This is a genomic window from Pectobacterium wasabiae CFBP 3304 (assembly GCF_001742185.1).
Taxonomy (GTDB): Bacteria; Pseudomonadota; Gammaproteobacteria; order Enterobacterales; family Enterobacteriaceae; genus Pectobacterium; species Pectobacterium wasabiae.
On the sequence record NZ_CP015750.1, the window covers coordinates 3,409,995 to 3,431,199 of the forward strand.

A 21,205-nucleotide genomic window follows, 5' to 3' on the forward strand; every position below is an offset into this window, starting at 1 on the left:
GGAGAACGGTTATCGGCAATCGATAGTCGATGGCAAGCGTGATTTATCCGCAGGTTATTTGCGTAAAATCACGCTCGGGCTTTACCGTTTCAGCAAACCAGAATCTCCCTTGTGCAATAACAGGTAAACCGCCGGAATCACCAGCATTGACAGCAGTGGAGCGCTTACCATGCCGCCAATCATCGGCGCGGCGATCCGCTGCATGATTTCGGCACCGCTGCCGCCGCCCCACATAATGGGGAGTAGCCCTGCCATAATCGTTGCCACGGTCATCATTTTCGGCCGCACACGCAGAACGGCACCTTCGTGAATGGCATCCATCAACTGTTGGCGCGAAAGCGCCTGACCCGCCACACGGTGCTTTTCGACCGCATGGTTGAGGTACAGTAGCATGATGACGCCAAATTCGGCCGATACCCCCGCCAGTGCGATAAAGCCCACTGCACCAGCGACAGAGAGATTATAGCCAAGGATATAGAGCAGCCAGACGCCGCCAATCAGTGCAAAGGGCAGCGTAGCCATAATCAGTAAGGCATCTTTGATGCGATTGAAGGTGACATACAGCAGCACAAAAATGATCAGTAGCGTGAAGGGGACGACAACCTTCATTTTCTCCGTAGCGCGCTCCAGATACTCAAACTGACCGGACCAGCTTAACGACACGCCTTCCGGTAGTGTGACTTGCTGGGCGACGGCTTGCTGCATGTCTTCAACGGCGGATTTCAGATCGCGGCCGCGCAGATCGACATAAATCCAGTCCGACAGTCGACTGTTTTCGCTTTTCAACATGGGCGGCCCTTCGCTAACGCGAACATCAGCCAGTTCAGCCAGTGTGACTCTGTTGCCACTGGCGGTCACGATGGGGAGGTCACGCAACTTTTGTAGTGAATCGCGTAATTCACGCGGGTAGCGGATATTGATGGGGTAGCGCTGACGGCCTTCAATGGTTTCGCCGATATTTTGCCCGCCAATTAGTGTAGCCACCACCGACTGCAATTCCTCGACTGACACGCCGTAGCGTGCGGCACGCTGACGGTCGATATCAATATCGATATAGCGCCCTCCGGCTAACCGTTCAGCCAGCGCTGACGTCACGCCTGGAACCTGTTTTACCACCTGTTCGATTTGCGCGGCAGTACGTTCGATATCCTCCAGATTATTGCCGTTAACCTTAATGCCCACCGGACTTTTGATACCGGTAGCCAGCATGTCCAGCCGGTTGCGAATCGGCGGCACCCACACGTTGGCAATACCCGGCAGGTTGACGGTGCGATCCAGTTCGGCAACCAGCGCGTCCATCGTCATACCTTCACGCCACTGATCGCGAGGTTTCAGCCTGATCGTGCTTTCCAGCATGGTGAGCGGTGCTGGGTCAGTCGCCGTGTCGGCACGGCCTGCTTTGCCGAAGACCGATTCGACTTCGGGCACCGTTTTAATCAACCTGTCCGTTTGTTGCAGCAGTCGGCCTGCCTCCCGTGCCGAGATACCGGGTAGGGTAGAGGGCATATACAGTAGGTCGCCCTCATCCAGCGGCGGCATAAATTCGCTTCCCAAACGGCTGAGCGGAAATAGCGTCAGCAACAATAGCAGAGCAGAAACCAGCAGCGTGGTCTTCGGGTAGCTCAGCACTTTTTGCAGCACCGGATGATAGAGCGCGATCAACCAACGGTTAATTGGATTCGCCTGTTCGTCGGGTATCTTTCCGCGAACGAAATACCCCATTAACACCGGCACCAGCGTAATCCCTAACCCAGCGGCGACGGCCATGGCGTAGGTTTTAGTAAAGGCCAGCGGTGAAAACATGCGGCCTTCCTGCGCCTCCAGCGAGAACACGGGCACAAACGACAGCGTAATGATCAGCAGGCTGCAAAACAGCGCGGGGCCCACTTCCACTGCCGCTCGTTCTGCTAACTGCCACCACTCGTTATTCTGCGGCTGTTTCCCCGGGTTTTCATGTCGCCACTGTTCAATGACTTTATGCATGTTTTCTATCATCACGATGGCGGCATCCACCATTGCGCCGATGGCAATCGCGATACCGCCCAGCGACATGATGTTAGCGTTCACCCCCTGATAGCGCATGATGATGAATGCCCCCAGAATCCCCAGCGGCAGGCTGATGATCGCTACCAGCGCCGAGCGGAAGTGAAACAGGAACAGGGCGCAGATGACCGCGACGACAGCAAACTCTTCCAACAGTTTGAAGCTCAGCGTATCGATAGCGTGTTCAATCAACTGCGAGCGATCGTAGGTTGGCACGATCTCCACGCCCGCAGGCAGGATTTTTTGTATTTCCTGTAACCGCGCTTTGACGGCATGCAGCGTATTCAGCGCGTTTTTGCCATAACGCATAACGATGATGCCGCCAGCGACTTCGCCTTCACCATTCAGTTCGGCGATACCGCGCCGCATCTCCGGACCTTCGCGAAGCGTTGCCACATCTTGCAATAGCAGGGGAATGCCGTTGCGGGTGGTAATCACTACATGGTTAAAGTCTTGCGCGGTTTTCAGATAACCCGTGGTGCGCACCATGTACTCGGCTTCACCTAACTCCAGCACTGAGCCACCGTTTTCCTGATTAGCCGCCTGAACGGCACTGACTATCTGCTGATGGGTGATGCCCTGCGTCCGCATGCGTTCCGGGTCAACGACGATCTGATACTGTTTGACCATGCCGCCCACGCTGGCGACTTCTGCCACGTCCGGCACAGTTTTCAGCTCATACTTCAACAGCCAATCCTGAAAGCCGCGCAGGTCGGCCAGACTGTATTTACCGCTGCGATCGACCAGCGCGTATTCGTAAATCCAGCCGACGCCGGTGGCATCCGGGCCGAGTGAGGTTTTGGCCTCGGCAGGCAGGCTGGATTGCACCTGACTGAGGTATTCCAACACACGAGATCGCGCCCAGTAAGGATCGGTACCATCTTCAAACAGCACATAGACGTAAGCGTCGCCGAACATGGAGAAGCCCCGTACCGTTTTGGCACCCGGCACAGAAAGCATGGTGGTCGTCAGCGGATAGGTCACCTGATTCTCCACCACCTGCGGTGCTTTCCCCGGATAGCTAACGCGAATGATGACCTGAACGTCAGACAAATCGGGTAGAGCATCCAGCGGCGTTTTTTGTAGAGAAAGTAGACCCCACGCCGCCATGAACAGTGCTGCCAGTAAAACCAAAAGGCGGTTTTTGAGCGACCAGCGAATCACATAGGCAATCATGGATGACCTCCGTGTTCGGCGTGCGGATTGTTAGCGGGCAAAAAATGCAGAATGTGAATCCCGCTGTCATCCATAGTGAACTGGAAATTGACGGTGTTGCCGATCTCCACACCCTGTGGTAACCCTGATGACGGCAGTGTGAAGTCCATCGTCATTGGTGACCAGTTGAGCGCTGGAACGGCTTCGTGTTCAATGGTGATTTGGTTGCCGTTTCTCGCTTTGATTACTCCCTGCGTTTGATAGCCAACAGGAGTTGCAGGCGTTGCTGATGCCTCAGTATCAAACTGCGGTAAGGCGCTGCGCAGGCTGGCTTCGGAGTCAATCAGGAACTGACCGGAGGTGACCACACTGTCGCCTTCTTTCAGTCCATTGATGATTTCCACCCAGTCGCCCAACGACGCGCCCGCAGTGACGTGACGCGGAGTGAAATGGCCGTTACCGTCGCTTAGCAAGACACGATTTTGGCTACCGCTGACCAACAACGCCTCTTGCGGGATCGCCAGACGCGGCTGTGCCTGAGCGTGAGAAAGTTGTACGGTCAGGTACATGCCGGGTTTAAGCTGCTGTTGTGGGTTGTCGAGTATGACGCGTGCTTTTAACGTGCGCGTGGTGCTATCCAACACGGGCAGCAGTTCGCTGATTTTGCCGTGGAAGATTTTACCCGGCCAGGCGTTACTGGTAGCGCTGATGTCGCTGCCGATCGTTAACTGCGCGGCCTGCGCCTCGGGATAATCGACATCAATCCAAACCGGATTCAGGCTGGCAATCTCGAATAGTGGCTGAGCAGGGCTCAGTTGCATGCCTTGCCGCACTTCTAGTTTGTTTACGTAGCCATCTTCAGGTGCGGTAATCGCGATCCTATCCTGCGGTTTGCCGCTACGCTCTACCTGCCGAATAATGGCTTCCGGCATGAAGATCAGTGCCAGTCGCTGGCGAGCCGAGTGGGTTAGTCCTTCGTCGCCTAGTTGTCGTACCGCCAGATATTCGTGCTGTGCCGCTGCCCAGGTTGGGTTCCATAACATGGCTAGCGTCTCGCCTTTTTTTACCTGTTGTTGCAGCGCGTTGACCGTGAGTTTTTCAACAATTCCCCCGCTAGGCGCGACCAGCGTGCGCAATCCGCGTTCGTTGAGTGTGACGGTACCGTAACCCGTTGTGCGATCAGCAATTTCGCGCATTTCCGCGCGAGCTGTGCGAACGCCAAGGTTTTGCTGCTGACGCGCGCTGACGGTGACTCCGCCATCTTCCTGCACGTCATCGGCATAGCGGGGAACCAGTTCCATATCCATAAAGGGGGATTTTCCCGGTTTGTCGAAGCGTTTATCCGGCACCATAGGATCGTACCAATAGAGAACTGGCCGTTCTGACTCTGCAGTAGGGGGAGAGTGTGATGTTTGCTGTTTACCCACCAAATAGCCCACGCTACCCGCGCCGAGAATAGCCAGTGTAATCAGGCTAAACATCAGTGATTTTTTCATTACTTTTTTGCTCATCGCGTAGGGTTCCCTTGTGGCGTCAGGTAGCGAATAGCGGCCCAATATTGAGCCATCTCCCGTGCGGTATCCTGGACGGCAATCCGACTTTCGAGTAGCGCCCGGCGGGCGTCCAGTACGGCAGAAAGATTACTGCTGCCGGATTGATACTGAGCCTGAATCAGTTTGATGCGCTGCTGTTGTAGCGGGAGGATCTCGTTGCTCTGGCGTTGCCAGCGTGACTGTGCTGCTTGATATTGAGCAATCAGCGTATCGAGCTGTGCCTGATGTTCTCGCTCGGTGAGCAAGACTTTGTCGCGCGCTTCCATACTGCGCGATACGTCTGCAGCGTAGTCTTTATCCTGACGTTTGGATGTGAACAGCGGCAGATCGACCGTCACCATCATGCCCGCCATATCGTCGTAATCATCTCCGCGTTTCGCGTAATAGACTTCAACATCAACATTGGGGATGGCGGCAACGGCTGACTGTGCCGAGCGGGCCTGAGCCAGTTCGGCTTCACGCTGTGCCTGTTGCATTTCGGGATGCTGATGAATGGCGTTGCCTAACACCTCTGGTGAGGCGGGCAAGCGTTCAAAGCGGGGCAGTTCGCCGTTCACGTTGATGTCCGCGATACCGGTAAGCTGCACCAGTCGGGCGTGCGCGATGCGGGTATCTCGCTCGGCATCGGCCAGTCTGTCCTGCATGGCCGCCAGCGCCAGGCGGGCATCCAGTACGCTACTGCCCTCACTGCCCGCCGCAACACTCGCTTTTTGCGAGGCGATCTGCCGCTGGCTTTCGCTTACCAGCGCCGTGACCTCGATTAACGCTTTCCGTGAGAGCGCCAGATCCAGCCATGCCTGCGCCGTTTCTCGTTGCAGGCGAGCGCGAATACTTTCGCTATTACTTTGCAGCGCATCGGCTTCTACCCGAATGGCCTGCGCCTTGCTATCACGCTTACGGCTGCTGACATAGGTTTGCATGACGCCGATACGTTGCATCGTCATACCTTCCCGCGTGAGTCGGCTACCGTTGTTGCCGCCCAATGGCAGGTTCTCGACGCCAAATTTCAGTTTGGGATCGGGGAGTTGCGTGGCGGAGTCGGCCATGTTTTGTAGCGCATTAATCTTGTGTTGATTGGCTGACAGATCGGCGGAATAACGTTCCGCCGCCTGTAAAGCCTGATCAAGACTCAGTCCTGCCGCAAAGACGGCGGCAGGCAGCCACAGCAACATTGCCAGACACGCGCGCGCGGCGTCGTGTTTGGATAAGTTCATGATGTGCTCCGGTTAAGGCTGCTGTGGCGTAATCGCGGTCAGGGTGTAGCCGCTGTCATGCTGGACAAAGCTGAACGTAACCGGTGTGTTGACAGCGAGTGGTGTTATTTCGCGAGTGGATGGCAGCATAAATGCCATTGTCATCGCGGGCCATTTTAGGTCGGCAACCGGGGCGTGAGAGAGCGTGACGCTGTCGGCGTTCCACTGCTTAACAACCCCGGTAGTCTGATAAACGGCAGTGGCCGCAGGGGGATTGGTATGCATCATCGCGTGATGCTGGTGGTCGTCTGCCCACACGGGGAAGAGGAAGGAAGCGACGAAAAAAAGCAGGCTGCTGATCATAGCCGTGTAAGTGATACGCATAAAAATAATCCCAATAAAAATAATTGATAAACAAGGTGTTACGCCGATTGGCGCAGAAGTTATCAATAGCTTGGGCTATTCTCTGAATCGACAGAAGCGGATCTCAGCCGGCGGGCCAGCGGCAGGGGGGGAGAACCAGATATCGCATGCCTGATTCAGCGTGACAGAGTTATCCGCTAATACCAGCTCGCTACTGACAGGCAGCGCTAATAATGCCAGCGATCCATTATCCTGTTTCACGCTATCCGGCACGCAGTGCTTTTCACACAGCGGCGTTTGCTGGTCTACTGCGTAAGACGCTTTCGCAGCATGGTGAGCGTGAGAGGATAACGGCTGAACGTCAGCCTGTTGCAGGTGGGCCTGATGCTGGATCGCGGGGGATGCCTGACTAAGCGTCATGTCGCATTGATGACCTGCGATAGCCAGTTGTGCATTCAGGAAAAGCCAACACAGTGCCAATAGCCATCCCCACCTGCCTTTATGGCGCAGATGATGAATGAGTAATGGAGACCGTGATGATGCGGACATGGCATTTCCTTTTTGGATGTCGTGGCAGTGTAAGCGTCTGGGCAGGAAGGGGGCAAGTGGGGAATGGCATAGTTTTGTAAAGTCGTTTTGTAAATTGGCAGATAGTCACCTGCCAATGTTATCAATGAGTTAATTACATTTAATCGTTCGGTTACTGGATGAGGAACTGGTACGTGGTATCCGAGCGATAGACTTTCCCCGGTTTCAGCCAGCAGTCAGGCTGCGGCCAGTCTGGGTGGTTCGGGCTATCAGGCAGGAATTCGCTTTCCAGCGCGACACCAGCATAATTTTCATACTGACCACCGTCCCGTGAGGGCGTTCCAGCCAGAAAGTTGCCGCTATAGAGTTGTAAGGCGGGAGCGCTGGTGAAAACGCTCATCAGCACGCGACCATCAGATGACCATAGATTGGCCGCAGGGCTTTCGCTGGAACCACAGGTGCGATGCAATAAGTAGGCATGATCGTAGCCGCCGACGGCCATTTGAACGCCGTCACGCAGGAAATCTTCTTCCAGCGTTTTCGGCTGGCGGAAATCCATTCCGGTCGCGTTTACCCGTGTCAGATCGGCGTTAGGGATGCCCGCGCTATTGACTGGCAAATAATAGTCGGCAAACAGTTGCAACTGGTGCTTACGCACATCGGTTAGCGCGCCATCAAGGTTGAAATACGCGTGGTTGGTCAGACAGACAGGGCAGGCTTTTTCTACCGTTGCTTGATACGAGATTTCCAGCGAATTATGCTCGGTCAGTGCGTAGGTCACCTGTACATTGAGATGCCCCGGATACCCTTGATCGCCATCTGGCGAGTGCAATTGGTAAGTCACTTGCGTCGCATCGTGACTGGCAATTCGCCAACGGCGGGCATGGAAACCTTCTGGACCACCATGCAACTGGTGTTCATTCTGATTCGGAACCAGATGAAAGGTTTCTGTCTCTTGGCTGAATGTGGCTTTGGCTATGCGGTTAGCATAGCGACCAATTGATGCGCCGAGATAAGCCGTTTGTTGCGGGTACTGTTCGGGCGAGGCGCAGCCCAATAGCACTTCTCGCACCTCACCCTCTGGTAGAGGGAGTTCACAGGAAAGCCAGGTTGCGCCCCAGTCCATTAGGCAAACACGCATACCCGCCTGGTTTTGCAAGGTCGTTAATTGAAACGGCTGACCATCGGGTGCCAGCGTGCTACGACTTTCATTCAACATGACTTGCTCCTGTAGAAGCCCTGACAAGATAGAGGGTGGTGATGCATGTAATGCTGGGGAAGGCGGCTGAAATCAGTTTGCTGACAAAGTACGCCGAGCGGTGATAATGGGTTTGTCGACGGTCTGAATCAGCTTCTCTTCCCTTACTCTGTCACTCGACGTGAAAAAACGTCGTTATGCTTCTTCGTACCCATTAGGGTGGTTGGATTGCCAGCGCCAGGTGTCCTGTGCCATTTCTTTTAATGAGCGCGTGACTCGCCAGTTAAGATCTTTCGCCGCACGTTCGGCATCCGCCCAATAAGCAGGTAGATCGCCCTGACGACGCGGAGCAAAATGGTGAGGCAGTGGTTTACCACAGGCTTGGCTAAAAGCTTCCACAACCTGTAATACACTGTAGCCTACGCCTGCTCCGAGGTTGTAAATGTGCACACCCGCACGGTTTGGCAGGGTATTCATGGCGGCGATATGGCCGTCGGCCAGATCGACGACATGGATGTAGTCTCGAACACCAGTACCATCAACGGTAGGGTAGTCATTACCGAAAATCGCCAGCGAGTCGCGACGCCCGACAGCAACCTGAGCGATGTACGGCATCAGATTATTGGGAATACCCTGTGGATCTTCGCCCATCTCACCAGATGGATGTGCGCCAACTGGGTTGAAATAGCGCAACAGCGTAATACTCCATTCTGGCTCGGCATGCTGTAAGTCTTGCAGGATTTGCTCAACCATCAACTTGCTGCGGCCATAAGGGCTAGCAGGGTGTCCCGTTGGGAAACTTTCCTGATAAGGTGTGTGTGGTTGATCGCCATAGACAGTGGCAGAAGAGCTAAAAATCAGATTTTTCACGCCTGCTTTCTTCATCGCCTCAACCAGCACGAGCGTACCGTTGACGTTATTGTCATAGTAACTCAGCGGTTCACGCACGGATTCCCCCACCGCTTTTAAGCCAGCAAAGTGGATGACAGAATCAATAGAATGTTTAGCGAGAATGTCGTCCAGCAGTGCGCCGTCGCGGATATCTCCCTGATAAAAAATGGGCGATTTATCGGTTAAACGTGTAATGGTTTTAACGACGCTAGCCTTGCTATTGCACAAGTTATCGAGAATGACGGGAGTGTGCCCGGCTGCCAGCAATTGTACACAAGTATGACTCCCTATGTAACCGCTACCACCAGTGATGAGAACGTTCATAATGACCTCTATTATCGCAATGCTGCAAAATAACATGGCTAGATACTGAAAAAGGTGATCTACAGCGAGAATCCGCCTCTGTTATCGATGATTTTTTTACAAATAAACTCAGTGAAGCGTAGGCTATAGTGTAAATGAGCCTGGTCTTCTACCCTACATTTTATTTTGTGGTAGCGTTATCATCCCTGTTTTCAAGCGTTATTTACATAACTCGTCAATCTGGTAGCGATAGATGTCGTTGTACGGAACGAAAGTGAGCCGGTGTGTGATGCACTCGGGCGCATCTTCCGCGTGGTGGGAGACAAAGAGTAGCTGTGTTTCCCCTTCGCCAATCAAGATATCCAGCCAGCAGCGTACCAACTGGCGATTGAGCGGATCGAGCCCCTGCAAGGGTTCGTCAAGAATGAGCAGAGCGGGGTGCTTGACTAATGCACGAGCAATCAGCGTCAGGCGTTGCTGACCCCAAGAAAGCGACTGAAACGGCGTATCGGCAATAGCGCCATTGAGTCCAAGCAGGGTAAGCCACTGTTCGGTTAGATGGTGCTGACGGTCGGAGACAGCCTGATAAATACCGATAGAGTCAAAGAAACCAGACAGGATAACGTTACGCACGCTAGTGCTGACGCGGTAGTCCAGATGGAAACTGCTGCTGACATAACCGATGTGGCGTTTGATATCCCAGATGGTTTCACCGCTGCCGCGTTTACGACCAAATAGGGTGAGGTCATTGCTGTAGCCTTGTGGGTGATCGCCGGTAATCAGGCTGAGCAGTGTCGATTTTCCTGCGCCATTTGGCCCGACAATCTGCCAGTGTTGACCGGACAAGACCTCCCACGTTAGTTCGTGAAGAATAGGGCGATCGTTGTACTGTACCACGCCGTTGCGCAGCAGAATGCGTGCTTCATCGGTGGGGAGTGTCATATATTGAAGCGGATGTTCGGGTTCTGGCAGCGAACTTCCAGATAGCTTTTCGCTAAAAGCGAGCTGGGCCACCAGCGCCTCTGAGAGGATCGCTTCACGCTCGCCAACGCGGGTCAGCGTACAGTCTGCCAGCACACCAACATGGTTGATAAAATCAGGGATGTCGTCAAAGCGGTTGAGAATGAGCACCAGCGTATGGCCGCTGTCTGTCAGTTTCCGCAACTCATCGGCAAGCTGCTGGCGGGAAGCAACGTCTAGTCCGTCAAAAGGCTCATCAAGGATCAGCAGATCGGGGTGAGGCATGAGCGCCTGACAAAGCATCGCCTTCCGAGTTTCCCCCGTAGAGAGGTACTTGAAGCGACGCTCCAGCAAATGCGTAATGCCAAACTGGTGTGCCAACTGTTGGCAACGTGCGGGATCGCTGAGGCTATCCTGAATCACTTCTGCCGTGGTGCGCCCGGTGTCATCTTCGCCTTCACTCAGCATGTCGGTATTATTACGCTGCCACTCGTCGGAAACCAGTTTTTGTAATTGTTCAAACGACAGACGAATAGGACGTTCGAATCCTGTGGTGCGTTCACCATTCAAGAGAGGCAGCTCGCCCGATAACGCCCGCGCCAGTGCCGATTTACCACTTCCATTGGCCCCGACAAAGGCCCAGCACTGGTTTTGTTCAAGCGTCAGTTCGTCCAGACGCAGCATGCGGGTATCGCTGAGACGAAATAGCCCCTGCGTGATTTTCAACAATGACATCTTCTATCCTTAGTCAGTGGCCTATGGTATTCCCGCGCGATTAACAAAGCGTGGCGATGATGACCCGGTCGGCATTAAAACAGGCCTTCACGTCCGTTCCCTGCTGTAGTTTTTGTTGCTCAAGTAAGGTATTCGGCACCATGGCGCACAGGGTTTCGCCTCCGTTGAGCGTAATCAAAAGTTCGCTGTTCTCCACACCCTGCTGAATGGTCTGAATCCGCCCCGGTAGGACGTTATCAACGGCGGGCACGGTAGAGGTGGCGGCGTATACATCGATCCAAGGTGCTTTAATCAGTGCCAGTACCTCTTTCCCTTTCTGTAATTGCAGACGTTCCGCGCTTTGCTGCGTAATCAGTACGCTGATCGTTGTTTTACCATCGGCGAGCAAAATATCCAGGTGTTGTTGTACCTGTTCTTCACCGCGTGCGAGCACGGTTCCAAAAAACTGGTTACGTGCGCTGGTTTGCAGTGAGAAACGCGCGATAGCTGCCAGCAGGCTATCCAACGGCAGCCCGTCTTCCTGCAATACATCAAAGGCTTTTTGCTGAATCTGTGCGAGCAAATCGTACAGTTGGAGAAGACGTTCGCCATAACGCGTGAGTTGCGCACCGCCACCGCCTTTACCGCCGGTCATACGCTCGACGATGGTTTGCTCGGCCAGTTGGTTCATCTCATTGATGGCATCCCATGCGCTTTTGTAGCTAATCCCTGCCAGTTTGGCTCCCTGGCTGATTGAACCGGTATGACGAATTTGCTTGAGCAATTCAATACGCCGCGGATCGGCGAATAAACGCTGTTGGAGTTTCAGGGTGAGAAGAATTTCAGCCTGCATAGTGAGAGCACCGTCGGTGAGTTTAATTCTCTGTATTGTCGCTATTTTCTTCATCAGGGGCAAATCGCACAAATAGACGCACTATTTTCTTTTACTGCGGTAGACTACATCACAATTACGACGATCTCGGTTTACAGTGAAATAGCGCATTGTACCCTAGATAATTCGGGTTGCGTGAAGGCGGCAACCGCGTGAATCTCCAGGAGCTTACACAAGTAAGTGACTGAGGTGAACAAGGGCGCCAACGCACAAGCAGCTTGAAGTATGACGGGTAGAGACGGGCTAAAGTAGCGTTACCGTTGCAATAAGTGAGGTAAGCATGTTGGAGTTGTTGAAGAGCCTGCTGTTTGCAGTTGCCATGGTTCCGGTGATGATGGTGCTGATTATGGGCTCAATTTATTGCCTGGGCGAAGTATTTAACGTGTTGTCCCGCATTGGTCATTCTGACGGTCAGCGCGCAAAGAACCAGCACTGATTCACGATCCTTTTCTATTTTAATGTCCGGCGTTTGCCGGACATTGCTTTTCTACCCCCTAGATATACCCTAAATAATTCGAGTTTCAGGCAGGCGGCAAGGGAAGGACAAATTTGTCGGGAACGAATTTGACCAGCCAGCGGCTGGCCTCCGGTGAGAGACAGGATGTCTCTCATTTCATCCCGATGAGCTTACTCAGGTAAGTGATTCGGGTGAGTGACAAATCTACCAAAGGCAGATTTGAACGCTGCTTGCAGCGGCCCCAACGGGGCGAGACACACATCAGTGTGCCGAGTAGCGCAGCCAACGCACATGCAACTTGAAGTATGACGGGTAATCTACCTCTTTAAAGCACATGACACCGCTTCATGATTCGTTATATCATTATTTACACAACGATAATTGTCAGGAGACAAGAATGAAGCAGCAATGGTTAAAATGGTTTGCCGCATTGACCCTCAGTGCAGGAATGGTGCTGCCCGCAGCAGCAGAAGATAAAGTCACAGTGTTTGCCGCGGCATCACTCACCAATGCGTTGCAGGAGATCGCTGCGCAGTATCAGAAAGAGAAAAAGGTTGCTGTCGTGGCGTCTTATGCCTCTTCCTCAACGCTGGCGCGCCAGATTGAACAAGGTGCACCTGCCGATCTGTTCATCTCCGCTGACCAACAGTGGATGGACTACGCGCAGGATAAAAACCTGATGGATACCGCCACGCGTCACACGCTGCTGGGCAATGAGTTGGTAGTGATTGCGCCGAAGGCGAGTGCGCAGAAAGATATCAACATTGATGAAAAAACCGATTGGAAAAGCCTGTTGAAAGGTGGTCGTCTGGCCGTTGGTGACCCTGATCATGTGCCTGCCGGCATTTATGCTAAAGAAGCCTTACAGAATCTGAAAGCTTGGGATGAACTCTCCCCGCTGATGGCGCGAGCTAATAACGTGCGTGCGGCCATGGCTTTGGTTGAGCGTGAAGAAGCGCCGCTGGGTATTGTTTACGGTTCTGATGCGGTTGCCAGCGACAAAGTTAAGGTTGTTGGTACGTTCCCAGCCGCGAGCCACAAGCCTGTTGAATATCCGATGGCGGTAGTAAAAGAGCATAAAAACCCTGCGGTTACCGGCTTTTATGACTACCTGAAAACCCCGGAAGCAGCAGCAGTGTTTAAACGTTACGGCTTTGCACCGCGTTAACGATGCTGAGTGATTATGAATGGCAGGCTATTGAGCTGAGCCTCAAAGTATCCGTTGTGGCTGTGGCTTTCAGCTTGCCGTTTGGGATACTGATGGCGTGGATTTTGGTGCGCTGTCGGTTCCCCGGTAAATCGTTGCTGGATAGCATTATCCATTTGCCACTGGTGTTGCCGCCTGTGGTCATTGGCTATTTGCTATTGGTGGCGATGGGAAAACGTGGCGTAATCGGTTCCTGGCTCTATGACTGGTTCGGCTTCAGCTTTAGTTTTAGCTGGCGCGGTGCCGCGTTAGCGTCTGCGGTAGTCGCGTTTCCGCTAATGGTCAGGGCGATTCGTCTCTCGCTTGATGCCGTCGATATACATCTGGAACAAGCTGCCCGAACTCTGGGTGCCTCGCCTTGGCGCGTGTTTTTCACCATCACATTACCTCTTTCTTTTCCCGGAATTGTGGTTGGAACCGTATTGGCGTTTGCTCGTTCTTTGGGCGAATTTGGTGCAACCATTACGTTTGTTTCTAATATCCCCGGTGAAACCCGAACTATACCATTGGCGATGTATACCCTGATTGAAACCCCCGGTGCGGAGGCTGATGCAGCAAGGCTATGTATTATTGCCATCGTCTTGTCGCTGGCTGCGCTGATGGCATCGGAATGGCTAACAAACTGGAGCCGCAAGCGGTTGGGGGGATAATGCTACAACTCGATTTTCATCAACAACTGGGTAGCCTCGAACTCCATGTTCAGTCTGAACTGCCTGCGAACGGTATTACCGCTATTTTTGGCGTGTCTGGAGCAGGAAAAACCTCACTGATCAACGCGGTTGTTGGCCTGACTCGGCCCGATGGCGGTCGGATTGTGCTTAATGATCATGTGCTGGTGGATACGCAGCAGCGTGTTTTCCTCCCACCAGAAAAACGACATATCGGTTATGTGTTTCAGGATGCCCGCCTGTTTCCGCATTATCGCGTGCGTGGAAATTTGCGCTACGGTATGGCTGAAAAAATGGCATCGCAGTTTGATGACATCGTCAATTTGCTGGGTATCGAACATTTACTGAACCGCTATCCACTGACGCTGTCTGGCGGAGAAAAGCAGCGTGTTGCGATAGGTCGGGCGTTGCTCACTGCGCCGGAATTGTTGCTCATGGATGAACCACTGGCGTCGCTGGATTTGCCGAGAAAGCGTGAACTTTTGCCGTATTTAGAACGGCTGGCGAAAGAGGTCAATATTCCGATTCTGTATGTTAGCCACAGTCTGGAAGAAATTGTCCGGTTAGCCGATCATGTTGTGGTGCTTGATAAAGGCAAAGTGAAAGCACAAGGTTTGCTGGAGGAGGTGTGGGCAAGTAGCGCACTACGTCCTTGGTTACCAAAAGACGAGCAAAGCAGTATTCTCAGTGCGCGCGTGTTGGCTCAGCATGAGCATTACGCCATGACGGCATTGGCATTAGGCGACCAGCAAGTGTGGGTCGGTAAAGTCGAGTTGCCGCAGGATGCCGCATTGCGTATTCGCGTGAATGCTGCCGATGTCTCTCTGGTGCTACAGCCGCCAGAAAAAAGCAGTATTCGTAATGTACTGTGTGCCAGCGTGGTGGAGTGCATTGATGTCGATGAACAGGTTGAAGTGAAGCTTGCGATCGGCCAGCAGACGTTGTGGTCCCGTATCACGCCGTGGGCACGGGACGATCTCGCGCTTCATCCAGGGCAAGCGCTCTATGCGCAGATTAAGAGCGTGTCGATTACGGCGTAAACACAGGCTGAGCGATAGGGAAGTGCTCCATATCGCTCTATTCACCGCGTTAATTTCGCCAGTATTCTGTGACTAAGGTAACAGAATACATATTGAGAGTGATTTTCAATTCGTTTTTCCTACCGTATGAACAGGGTAGTCAGATAAATTATCCCCGCGTTATTATTTTTTCATCATAAAAAGTAATCGATTACTTTTTGTTTTCACCTGTGCTACGGGATAAAAATAGGAGAAGGACATGCCTGCTATGACATTGTTGCGCCGTGCGTTTGCGATACCACTGTTGTTGATGGTTTCATCAGGTCTGGCGCTTGCCGAGCGTCCAGCAGAAAATCAGAAAATCGCGTTGCAAATGTATACGCTGCGTAGCGTGAGTACGCTTGATGAGCAATTTTCCATGGCGCACAACGCTGGCTTTAAGGCGGTTGAGTTAGTGGGGACGCACGGTATTAGTGCGCCAGAAATGAAGGGGTTGCTGGGAAAATATCAGTTGAAAGCCATTGCGGCGCATGTCCAGTTTGGCGAGCTGAAAAGTAACTTGTCTGAGGTTGTGGCCTTTAACAAGGCGATAGGCAACCGCATGATTATCGTGCCATGGCTCAATGTTGAAGACCGACCGAATAGCGCAGAGGGATGGCAGCGCTTTGGTGCGGAAATGAACGATCTGGGGCGTGAACTGAAGAAGCAGGGCATGCAGTTGGCTTATCACAACCATAATTTTGAGATGAAGAAGTATCGCGGTAAAACGGCGCTGGAAATTATGTTAGATGCCGCAGAGCCAGAGAACCTGATGCTGGAAATGGATGTCGCTTGGGTATCCCGAGGGGGCAGGATCCTGCGCGCCTTCTGCGCCAGTACAAAGGCCGTATCTACTCGATTCATGCGAAAGACAATACTTCCATCGGTATCCGCGATGATGAAATGAACTTTGCCCCACCGGGGGAGGGCATTTTGGCGTGGGAAGAGATTATCCCTGCGGCGGCTAAAGCGGGTACACACTGGTTTGTTGCTGAGCATGACTTGCCGAAAGATCCACAGGCCATTATTTCTGCTGCCTATCAATCGCTATATGAAAAGCTGAGCAAGGTGAAAAGTAAGTAAGAAACAGAAATATCAACCTGCGGTAAACTGGCCGCAGGTTGTCAGAAGTAGCATCGCGAAAGGTGAATATAGCGTGAGTTAGCTGGATGCCCGCTCGACAAATGTCCATTCCAGTAAGCGCTTTTCTGTTGCGCTGGCAGGCTGGTCGATCTGTTGCAATAGCAGTTTCACGGCTTCTCTGCCGATATGCGCAGACGGCTGCTGAATAGTGCTGAGCTGGGGAGAAGTGATGTAGCCCAGCTCCGAGCCGTCGAAACCGATGACGGCAATATCCTGCGGCGCACTCAGTCCCGCCTCGCCGATTGCCGACAGTGCGCCGGCGGCCAGCGTATCGGACACCACAAAAACGGCATCTGGCCGATCCGGGGCGTTAAGTAGCTCGTTCATTGCTGCTTTTCCACCCTGGTAGCTCAACGCGCTGGCGTATTCTACTTTGCCATAATCAAACGCATTCTCCGCGAGAGCATCGCGATAACCTTTCTCTCGTTGCTGGGCGTAGAGGTAATTCATATCGTGGTTAATCATGGCAATACGGCGGCGACCTTTGCCAATAAAGTGATTAATCACAAAACGAGATGCTTCTGCGTTATCAATACCAACGGATGAAATAGCCGACGTATCGTCATGCTCGGCGCACTGGACCCAAGGCGCGTTGCCAATCATGTCCTGAAGCGCAGAAAGCGTCGAAATAGCGTCCATGGTGATCACGCCATCGACCATTTTACCGGACAGTAGTTGCAGGCTGGAGTGGGCGCGAACGATATCGGCACCTGAATTACACAGAAGGATGCGGTAGCCATTTTCTTCCGCTTCCGCCTCAATGCCTTTCACCACATCGGCGCAGAAGGGGTTGGCAATGTTGGAAACCATGACCAATAACATCTGGCTGCGCGCGGTACGTAGCTGTCGGGCCAGTAAGTTCGGCTGATAATTGCTGCTTTTTATCGCATTGAGAACACGTTCCCGGTTTTGCGGCTTCACGGTGCCAATGTTGTTCAACACCCGTGAAACGGTGGCGACCGAGACTCCAGCTATCCGTGCTATTTTTTGAATCGACATAATTCAGAAGGCACTCACGCTACTTATGCTTGGCTGAGCAGATTACCATAAATATCTCTGGCTGCATCCCGCAGGCATCGCCCCTGCGGGATGAATATCATGGGCTCTGATACCTTATTTGGCGACCTTCACCCACATTTGTTGCTGATGGCTTTGCACGATGGCGTCAATGATAAACATGATATTCGCACCGTCGTAGAAGGTAGCAAAATTGAACGGATCGACGCCCGGTTGCTTGCCATCGCGCAGATAGCTGTAAAAATTCGCCATCATATTCTTGAACGCATCCGGCCAGCCCTCGATATGCCCGCCGGGGAAATGGACGGCGGCGGCGGCTTCTGGATTCAGCAACGCCGGATCGTCCGACAACAGTTGATTTGGCTTATCACGATGGCCAATCCATAGCTGCTGAGGCGTTTCCTGATCCCAGACCAGCGATCGTTCACTGCCATTGACTTCAAACGTCAGGCGGTTTTTCCGGCCAGCGCTGACCTGAGAAACGGTAAACGATCCGCGGCTGCCATCATCAAAACGTAGCAACACGGTCGCGTAATCCTCGGTTTTAACCGGTTTTTCGTCGTACTCCGGTGGTGTATCGGATGAGGAGAACGTAGCTGCGCCGTTCCGATTGGATTTTCGGATCGGATGGACAATGGCGAAATCGGCGAAAACCTCGACAATTTTCCGACCGGAAATAAACTGCACCGTGTCGCACCAGTGCGAGCCGATATCAGCTACCGCACGGGAAATGCCGCCGTACTCCGGTTCAACACGCCAGTTATAATCAGTGTCGTGCAGCATCCAGTCTTGCAGATAGCCGCCGTGCACCGCAAAAAGTCGGCCGATCTCCTGGCGCTTAATCATGCTGGCAGCCTGCTGGACCATGCCAAACTGGCGATAGACAAAGCTGACGCCGTGAACAACGCCTTTTTCTTCCGCCAGCGCCACCAGCTCACGCGCTTCTTCGCTGGTCATACACAGCGGCTTTTCCGAAAAGACGTGCTTGCCGGCCTGAATAATCTGCTTATTGATCGCCGCATGGAGATGGTTTGGCGTACAGTTGTGGATCGCGTCAATATCTGGATGGTTTAACAAATCAGCGACACTGCCGTAGGCGTGAGGGATATTCAACTGGTGGGCTTTCTGCTGAGCGACATCCAGCGAGTTTTCTGCCAGCGCTACCACGTCAACAAAGCCGAGGCGACGAATCGCTTCTATATGTGCTGGGCCAATAAAACCGGAACCAATAATGCCAACGCGGATCATTCTGCGCTCTCCTCTTTTAATCCCAACATTTTTCTTACCAATGGACGATCGTCGCTGGTGGCGGCGAAATCGTCAAAAGCGCGCTGAGCGACGGGAATAATATGGCGCTTGATAAACGCCGCGCCTTCTTTCGCCCCGCAGTTACTGTCTTTCAGGCAGCATTCCCACTCCAGTACCGCCCAGCCGTCGTAATCGTATTGGGCAAGTTTGCTGAAGATAGCGCCAAAATCGATCTGACCATCCCCCGGTGAACGGAAGCGTCCGGCGCGTTCTGCCCATGACTGATAGCCGCCATAGACGCCGCTTTTGCTGGAAGCGGTAAATTCCGCATCTTTCACATGGAACGCTTTGATTCGTGCATGGTAGCGATCGATAAAGCCAAGGTAGTCCATCTGCTGCAAGTGCATATGGCTCGGATCGTAAAGAATGTTGGCACGCGGGTGGTGATTGACGACATCAAGGAAGCGTTCAAAGGTTACGCCGTCGTGCAAGTCTTCTCCGGGGTGCAGCTCGTAGCACACATTTACGCCGTGCTCGTCAAAACAGTCGAGGATCGGTGTCCACAGTCGGCCTAACTCTTTAAAGGCCTCTTGAATCAGGGCGTCTTTACGCGGTGGCCAGGGGTAAAAGTAGGGCCAGGCCAGTGCGCCGGAAAATGTGGCGTGTGCGTTGAGCCCCAAACGTGAAGAGGCTTTTGCTGCCCGTTTTATTGCTGCTATGGCCCACTGTTGCCGAGCTTGTGGATTGCGGCGGTAGGCTGGTGGGGCGAAATCGTCGAATGCATCGTCATACGCAGGGTGAACGGCGACGAGCTGTCCTTCCAAATGAGTCGACAGTTCGCTGATAGTCAGCCCGTGCTGTGCCAATAGACCTTTTACCTCATCACAGTACGTTTGGCTGTCGGCGGCGGTGGCGAGATTGAATATATGCGGATGGTTACAGGGGATTTGCAGCGCTTTAAAGCCCAATTCGGCTGCCCAGTGCGCCAGATTTTCCAGCGTGTTAAAGGGAGCCTGATCGCCAATATACTGAGCGAGAAAAATACCCGGTCCTTTTAACGTTTTCATTATTACCTCCTTTGGCAACGGGGCGGTGGCCATGAATACCGTTGCACTGATTGCGATAGCAGTAGCGGAGAATGTGTAAGGATGAGGTGCCATAGGCGACCTCATCCTGTTTTCTCCTTAAATAATCCGTATCAGATGGTTAGGTGCGCTCTTCTTTATATTTGAAGGAGAAGAGGAAAATGACGGCGATAATGGCCGCAGCAACCGCAGGGATCCACCAGAACGTCGCCCAGATTTCGGGGGCGTTTAACGTGCCGTTGTTGAAGAGACGGTTATAAATCGCGCCGGAAACCTGTGAGCCCAGCAGCATGCCGATACCGTAGGTGAACAGAACCACCAGACTTTGTGCCTGACCTTTGATTTTCTCTCCAGCGATACGGTCGGTGTAGATGAAACCAATGACGAAGAAGAAGTCATAGCACACACCGTGTAGCAGGATGCCGATGTAGAGCAGCCAGCGTGTTTCTTCATTCACGCCCATGGCGAAGAGGGCATAGCGCACGAACCATGCCACCATGCCAATGAACAGCATGTATTTTACGCCCAGCTTTCTAAACAGCAGTGGGATGATCAGCATAAAGACGATTTCTGACATCTGGCCAAACGACATGGCAGTGCTGACGTCACTGATACCCGCGTTGCTCAGGAAGGAGGCGGTGTAAGCATAGTAGGTGCCCAGCGGGATGGAGATCAGCATGGCGCAGATGGCAAATACCAGAAAGTGGCCTTTCTTCAGCAGCGCGAACGCATCAGCGCAGAACAGGTCGCGTACTGCCAGTGGCAAGCCTTTTGCTGGCGCTGGCGTATGCGGCAGCGTCAGGCTGTAGGCTGCCAGAATGGCAGAACACGCGGCAGCGACGTAGAAAATATTGACGCTTGCGGAGATGCCCGCTGTCCCGATGCAGACACCGGCGACGATCCAACCGATGGTGCCGAAGACCCGCACAACCGGGAAGCTCTTCTCACTGTTAGTCAGATTATGGAACGCGATGTTGTTGGTTAATGCCAGCGTTGGCATAAAGCACAGCGTGTAGGCGAACAGCAGGATCAGTAGCTGTGAGCCATCTTCATTGATCAACGCGGTCGGTACAAACCATAGGATGACGGCGCCGATGAGGTGCAGCAGCGCCATGACTTTTTGCGATGGGAAGAAGCGGTCAACCACCATGCCCAGTACAAATGGAGAAAGGATCGAGGCGATCGGCCCCGCAGAGAAGGCGTCGCCAATCATGGCGGCCAAATTATACTGTGTCATAACCAGGCCAAGGGTGACTGACCATGAACCCCAGATGAAGAACTCTAAGAACATCATGAGCGACAGTCTGGGAACCACGAAGGCCGGCTGTAACGATTTGGTAGCTGTGTTTTCAGATGAAGAAACCATGCGGTATCCCTCTTAAAAGTAATCGATTACAATTTGTGTTTTAAGAATGTAATCGATTACTTTTAACTTAACCGCAGCTTTTAGCCATAAATGAGATCCTTATCACTAGAAAGTTATATAGCCATGGCGTAACGGGCTGTTTTCGCGCAATGATCGGGTATCT

17 protein-coding genes and 1 pseudogene are annotated in these 21,205 nt (G+C 53.0%); 5 read left to right on the forward strand and 13 right to left on the reverse strand.

What is annotated here, in order from left to right; all coding sequences use genetic code 11:
- Positions 1–81: 81 nt before the first annotated feature.
- From A7983_RS15465 to modE, 9 genes are all read right to left on the reverse strand, one after another.
- Positions 82–3,219: an efflux RND transporter permease subunit gene (locus A7983_RS15465; RefSeq protein ID WP_005973961.1), complete on the reverse strand. Its 3,138-nt coding sequence runs from the start codon at positions 3,217–3,219 to the stop codon at positions 82–84.
- On the reverse strand, positions 3,216–4,709 hold the full coding sequence (locus A7983_RS15470; protein WP_005973963.1) for an efflux RND transporter periplasmic adaptor subunit: 1,494 nt from the start codon (positions 4,707–4,709) through the stop codon (positions 3,216–3,218). The genes A7983_RS15465 and A7983_RS15470 overlap by 4 nt, the downstream gene beginning before the upstream one ends.
- On the reverse strand, positions 4,706–5,965 hold the full coding sequence (locus A7983_RS15475) for a TolC family protein (protein ID WP_005973966.1): 1,260 nt from the start codon (positions 5,963–5,965) through the stop codon (positions 4,706–4,708). Before A7983_RS15475 ends, A7983_RS15470 begins: the two co-directional genes overlap by 4 nt.
- 12 nt (positions 5,966–5,977) lie before the next feature.
- Positions 5,978–6,328 carry a copper-binding protein gene (locus A7983_RS15480; protein WP_005973969.1) on the reverse strand — a complete coding sequence of 117 codons (351 nt, stop codon included), beginning with the start codon at positions 6,326–6,328 and terminating at the stop codon, positions 5,978–5,980.
- A gap of 75 nt (positions 6,329–6,403) precedes the next feature.
- Entirely contained in the window at positions 6,404–6,856 is a 453-nt protein-coding gene (locus tag A7983_RS15485; protein WP_005973971.1) for a hypothetical protein, read from the reverse strand.
- 151 nt (positions 6,857–7,007) lie between these two features.
- The gene (gene galM, locus A7983_RS15490; RefSeq protein WP_005973973.1) at positions 7,008–8,054 is read right to left on the reverse strand and encodes a galactose-1-epimerase; all 1,047 of its coding nucleotides are present in this window, start codon (positions 8,052–8,054) and stop codon (positions 7,008–7,010) included.
- A gap of 174 nt (positions 8,055–8,228) precedes the next feature.
- A complete protein-coding gene (galE, locus tag A7983_RS15495) occupies positions 8,229–9,248 on the reverse strand; it encodes a UDP-glucose 4-epimerase GalE (RefSeq protein ID WP_005973975.1) in 1,020 nt (339 codons plus the stop codon).
- Positions 9,249–9,446: 198 nt separating this feature from the next.
- Positions 9,447–10,922: a molybdate ABC transporter ATP-binding protein ModF gene (modF, locus tag A7983_RS15500; protein WP_005973978.1), complete on the reverse strand. Its 1,476-nt coding sequence runs from the start codon at positions 10,920–10,922 to the stop codon at positions 9,447–9,449.
- A 40-nt stretch (positions 10,923–10,962) separates the two neighbouring features.
- The gene (gene modE, locus A7983_RS15505) at positions 10,963–11,754 is read right to left on the reverse strand and encodes a molybdenum-dependent transcriptional regulator (RefSeq protein WP_039477476.1); all 792 of its coding nucleotides are present in this window, start codon (positions 11,752–11,754) and stop codon (positions 10,963–10,965) included.
- A gap of 319 nt (positions 11,755–12,073) precedes the next feature.
- Between modE and A7983_RS23525 the strand changes: the two genes are divergently transcribed.
- From A7983_RS23525 to A7983_RS15525, 5 genes and pseudogenes are all read left to right on the forward strand, one after another.
- Positions 12,074–12,229, forward strand: a complete 156-nt coding sequence (locus A7983_RS23525; RefSeq protein WP_005973982.1) for an AcrZ family multidrug efflux pump-associated protein — start codon at positions 12,074–12,076, stop codon at positions 12,227–12,229.
- A 418-nt stretch (positions 12,230–12,647) separates the two neighbouring features.
- Positions 12,648–13,418, forward strand: a complete 771-nt coding sequence (gene modA, locus A7983_RS15510; RefSeq protein WP_005973985.1) for a molybdate ABC transporter substrate-binding protein — start codon at positions 12,648–12,650, stop codon at positions 13,416–13,418.
- A 2-nt stretch (positions 13,419–13,420) separates the two neighbouring features.
- A complete protein-coding gene (gene modB, locus A7983_RS15515) occupies positions 13,421–14,107 on the forward strand; it encodes a molybdate ABC transporter permease subunit (RefSeq protein WP_005973987.1) in 687 nt (228 codons plus the stop codon).
- The gene (gene modC / locus A7983_RS15520; RefSeq protein ID WP_005973989.1) at positions 14,107–15,165 is read left to right on the forward strand and encodes a molybdenum ABC transporter ATP-binding protein ModC; all 1,059 of its coding nucleotides are present in this window, start codon (positions 14,107–14,109) and stop codon (positions 15,163–15,165) included. Before modB ends, modC begins: the two co-directional genes overlap by 1 nt.
- A 238-nt stretch (positions 15,166–15,403) precedes the next feature.
- Positions 15,404–16,266: pseudogene (locus tag A7983_RS15525) on the forward strand (sugar phosphate isomerase/epimerase family protein).
- Positions 16,267–16,344: 78 nt separating this feature from the next.
- Here A7983_RS15525 and A7983_RS15530 read toward each other — a convergent pair.
- From A7983_RS15530 to A7983_RS15545, 4 genes are all read right to left on the reverse strand, one after another.
- A complete protein-coding gene (locus A7983_RS15530; protein ID WP_005973994.1) occupies positions 16,345–17,325 on the reverse strand; it encodes a LacI family DNA-binding transcriptional regulator in 981 nt (326 codons plus the stop codon).
- 114 nt (positions 17,326–17,439) lie between these two features.
- Complete coding sequence (locus A7983_RS15535; protein ID WP_005973996.1) at positions 17,440–18,591, reverse strand: Gfo/Idh/MocA family protein; 1,152 nt, start codon at positions 18,589–18,591, stop codon at positions 17,440–17,442.
- The gene (locus A7983_RS15540; protein ID WP_039477465.1) at positions 18,588–19,658 is read right to left on the reverse strand and encodes a sugar phosphate isomerase/epimerase family protein; all 1,071 of its coding nucleotides are present in this window, start codon (positions 19,656–19,658) and stop codon (positions 18,588–18,590) included. The genes A7983_RS15535 and A7983_RS15540 overlap by 4 nt, the downstream gene beginning before the upstream one ends.
- A 139-nt stretch (positions 19,659–19,797) precedes the next feature.
- Positions 19,798–21,042, reverse strand: coding sequence for an MFS transporter (locus A7983_RS15545; protein ID WP_005974000.1), 1,245 nt, complete (start codon positions 21,040–21,042; stop codon positions 19,798–19,800).
- Between the last annotated feature and the right edge of the window lie 163 nt (positions 21,043–21,205).

Bases quoted from the DNA above. Each gene is read 5' to 3' on its own strand.
- A7983_RS15465 (WP_005973961.1), bottom strand. From the start codon at position 3,219: ATGATTGCCTATGTGATTCGCTGGTCGCTCAAAAACCGCCTTTTGGTT.
- A7983_RS15470 (WP_005973963.1), bottom strand. From the start codon at position 4,709: ATGAGCAAAAAAGTAATGAAAAAATCACTGATGTTTAGCCTGATTACA.
- A7983_RS15475 (WP_005973966.1), bottom strand. From the start codon at position 5,965: ATGAACTTATCCAAACACGACGCCGCGCGCGCGTGTCTGGCAATGTTG.
- A7983_RS15480 (WP_005973969.1), bottom strand. From the start codon at position 6,328: ATGCGTATCACTTACACGGCTATGATCAGCAGCCTGCTTTTTTTCGTC.
- A7983_RS15485 (WP_005973971.1), bottom strand. From the start codon at position 6,856: ATGTCCGCATCATCACGGTCTCCATTACTCATTCATCATCTGCGCCAT.
- galM (WP_005973973.1), bottom strand. From the start codon at position 8,054: ATGTTGAATGAAAGTCGTAGCACGCTGGCACCCGATGGTCAGCCGTTT.
- galE (WP_005973975.1), bottom strand. From the start codon at position 9,248: ATGAACGTTCTCATCACTGGTGGTAGCGGTTACATAGGGAGTCATACT.
- modF (WP_005973978.1), bottom strand. From the start codon at position 10,922: ATGTCATTGTTGAAAATCACGCAGGGGCTATTTCGTCTCAGCGATACC.
- modE (WP_039477476.1), bottom strand. From the start codon at position 11,754: ATGCAGGCTGAAATTCTTCTCACCCTGAAACTCCAACAGCGTTTATTC.
- A7983_RS23525 (WP_005973982.1), top strand. From the start codon at position 12,074: ATGTTGGAGTTGTTGAAGAGCCTGCTGTTTGCAGTTGCCATGGTTCCG.
- modA (WP_005973985.1), top strand. From the start codon at position 12,648: ATGAAGCAGCAATGGTTAAAATGGTTTGCCGCATTGACCCTCAGTGCA.
- modB (WP_005973987.1), top strand. From the start codon at position 13,421: ATGCTGAGTGATTATGAATGGCAGGCTATTGAGCTGAGCCTCAAAGTA.
- modC (WP_005973989.1), top strand. From the start codon at position 14,107: ATGCTACAACTCGATTTTCATCAACAACTGGGTAGCCTCGAACTCCAT.
- A7983_RS15530 (WP_005973994.1), bottom strand. From the start codon at position 17,325: ATGTCGATTCAAAAAATAGCACGGATAGCTGGAGTCTCGGTCGCCACC.
- A7983_RS15535 (WP_005973996.1), bottom strand. From the start codon at position 18,591: ATGATCCGCGTTGGCATTATTGGTTCCGGTTTTATTGGCCCAGCACAT.
- A7983_RS15540 (WP_039477465.1), bottom strand. From the start codon at position 19,658: ATGAAAACGTTAAAAGGACCGGGTATTTTTCTCGCTCAGTATATTGGC.
- A7983_RS15545 (WP_005974000.1), bottom strand. From the start codon at position 21,042: ATGGTTTCTTCATCTGAAAACACAGCTACCAAATCGTTACAGCCGGCC.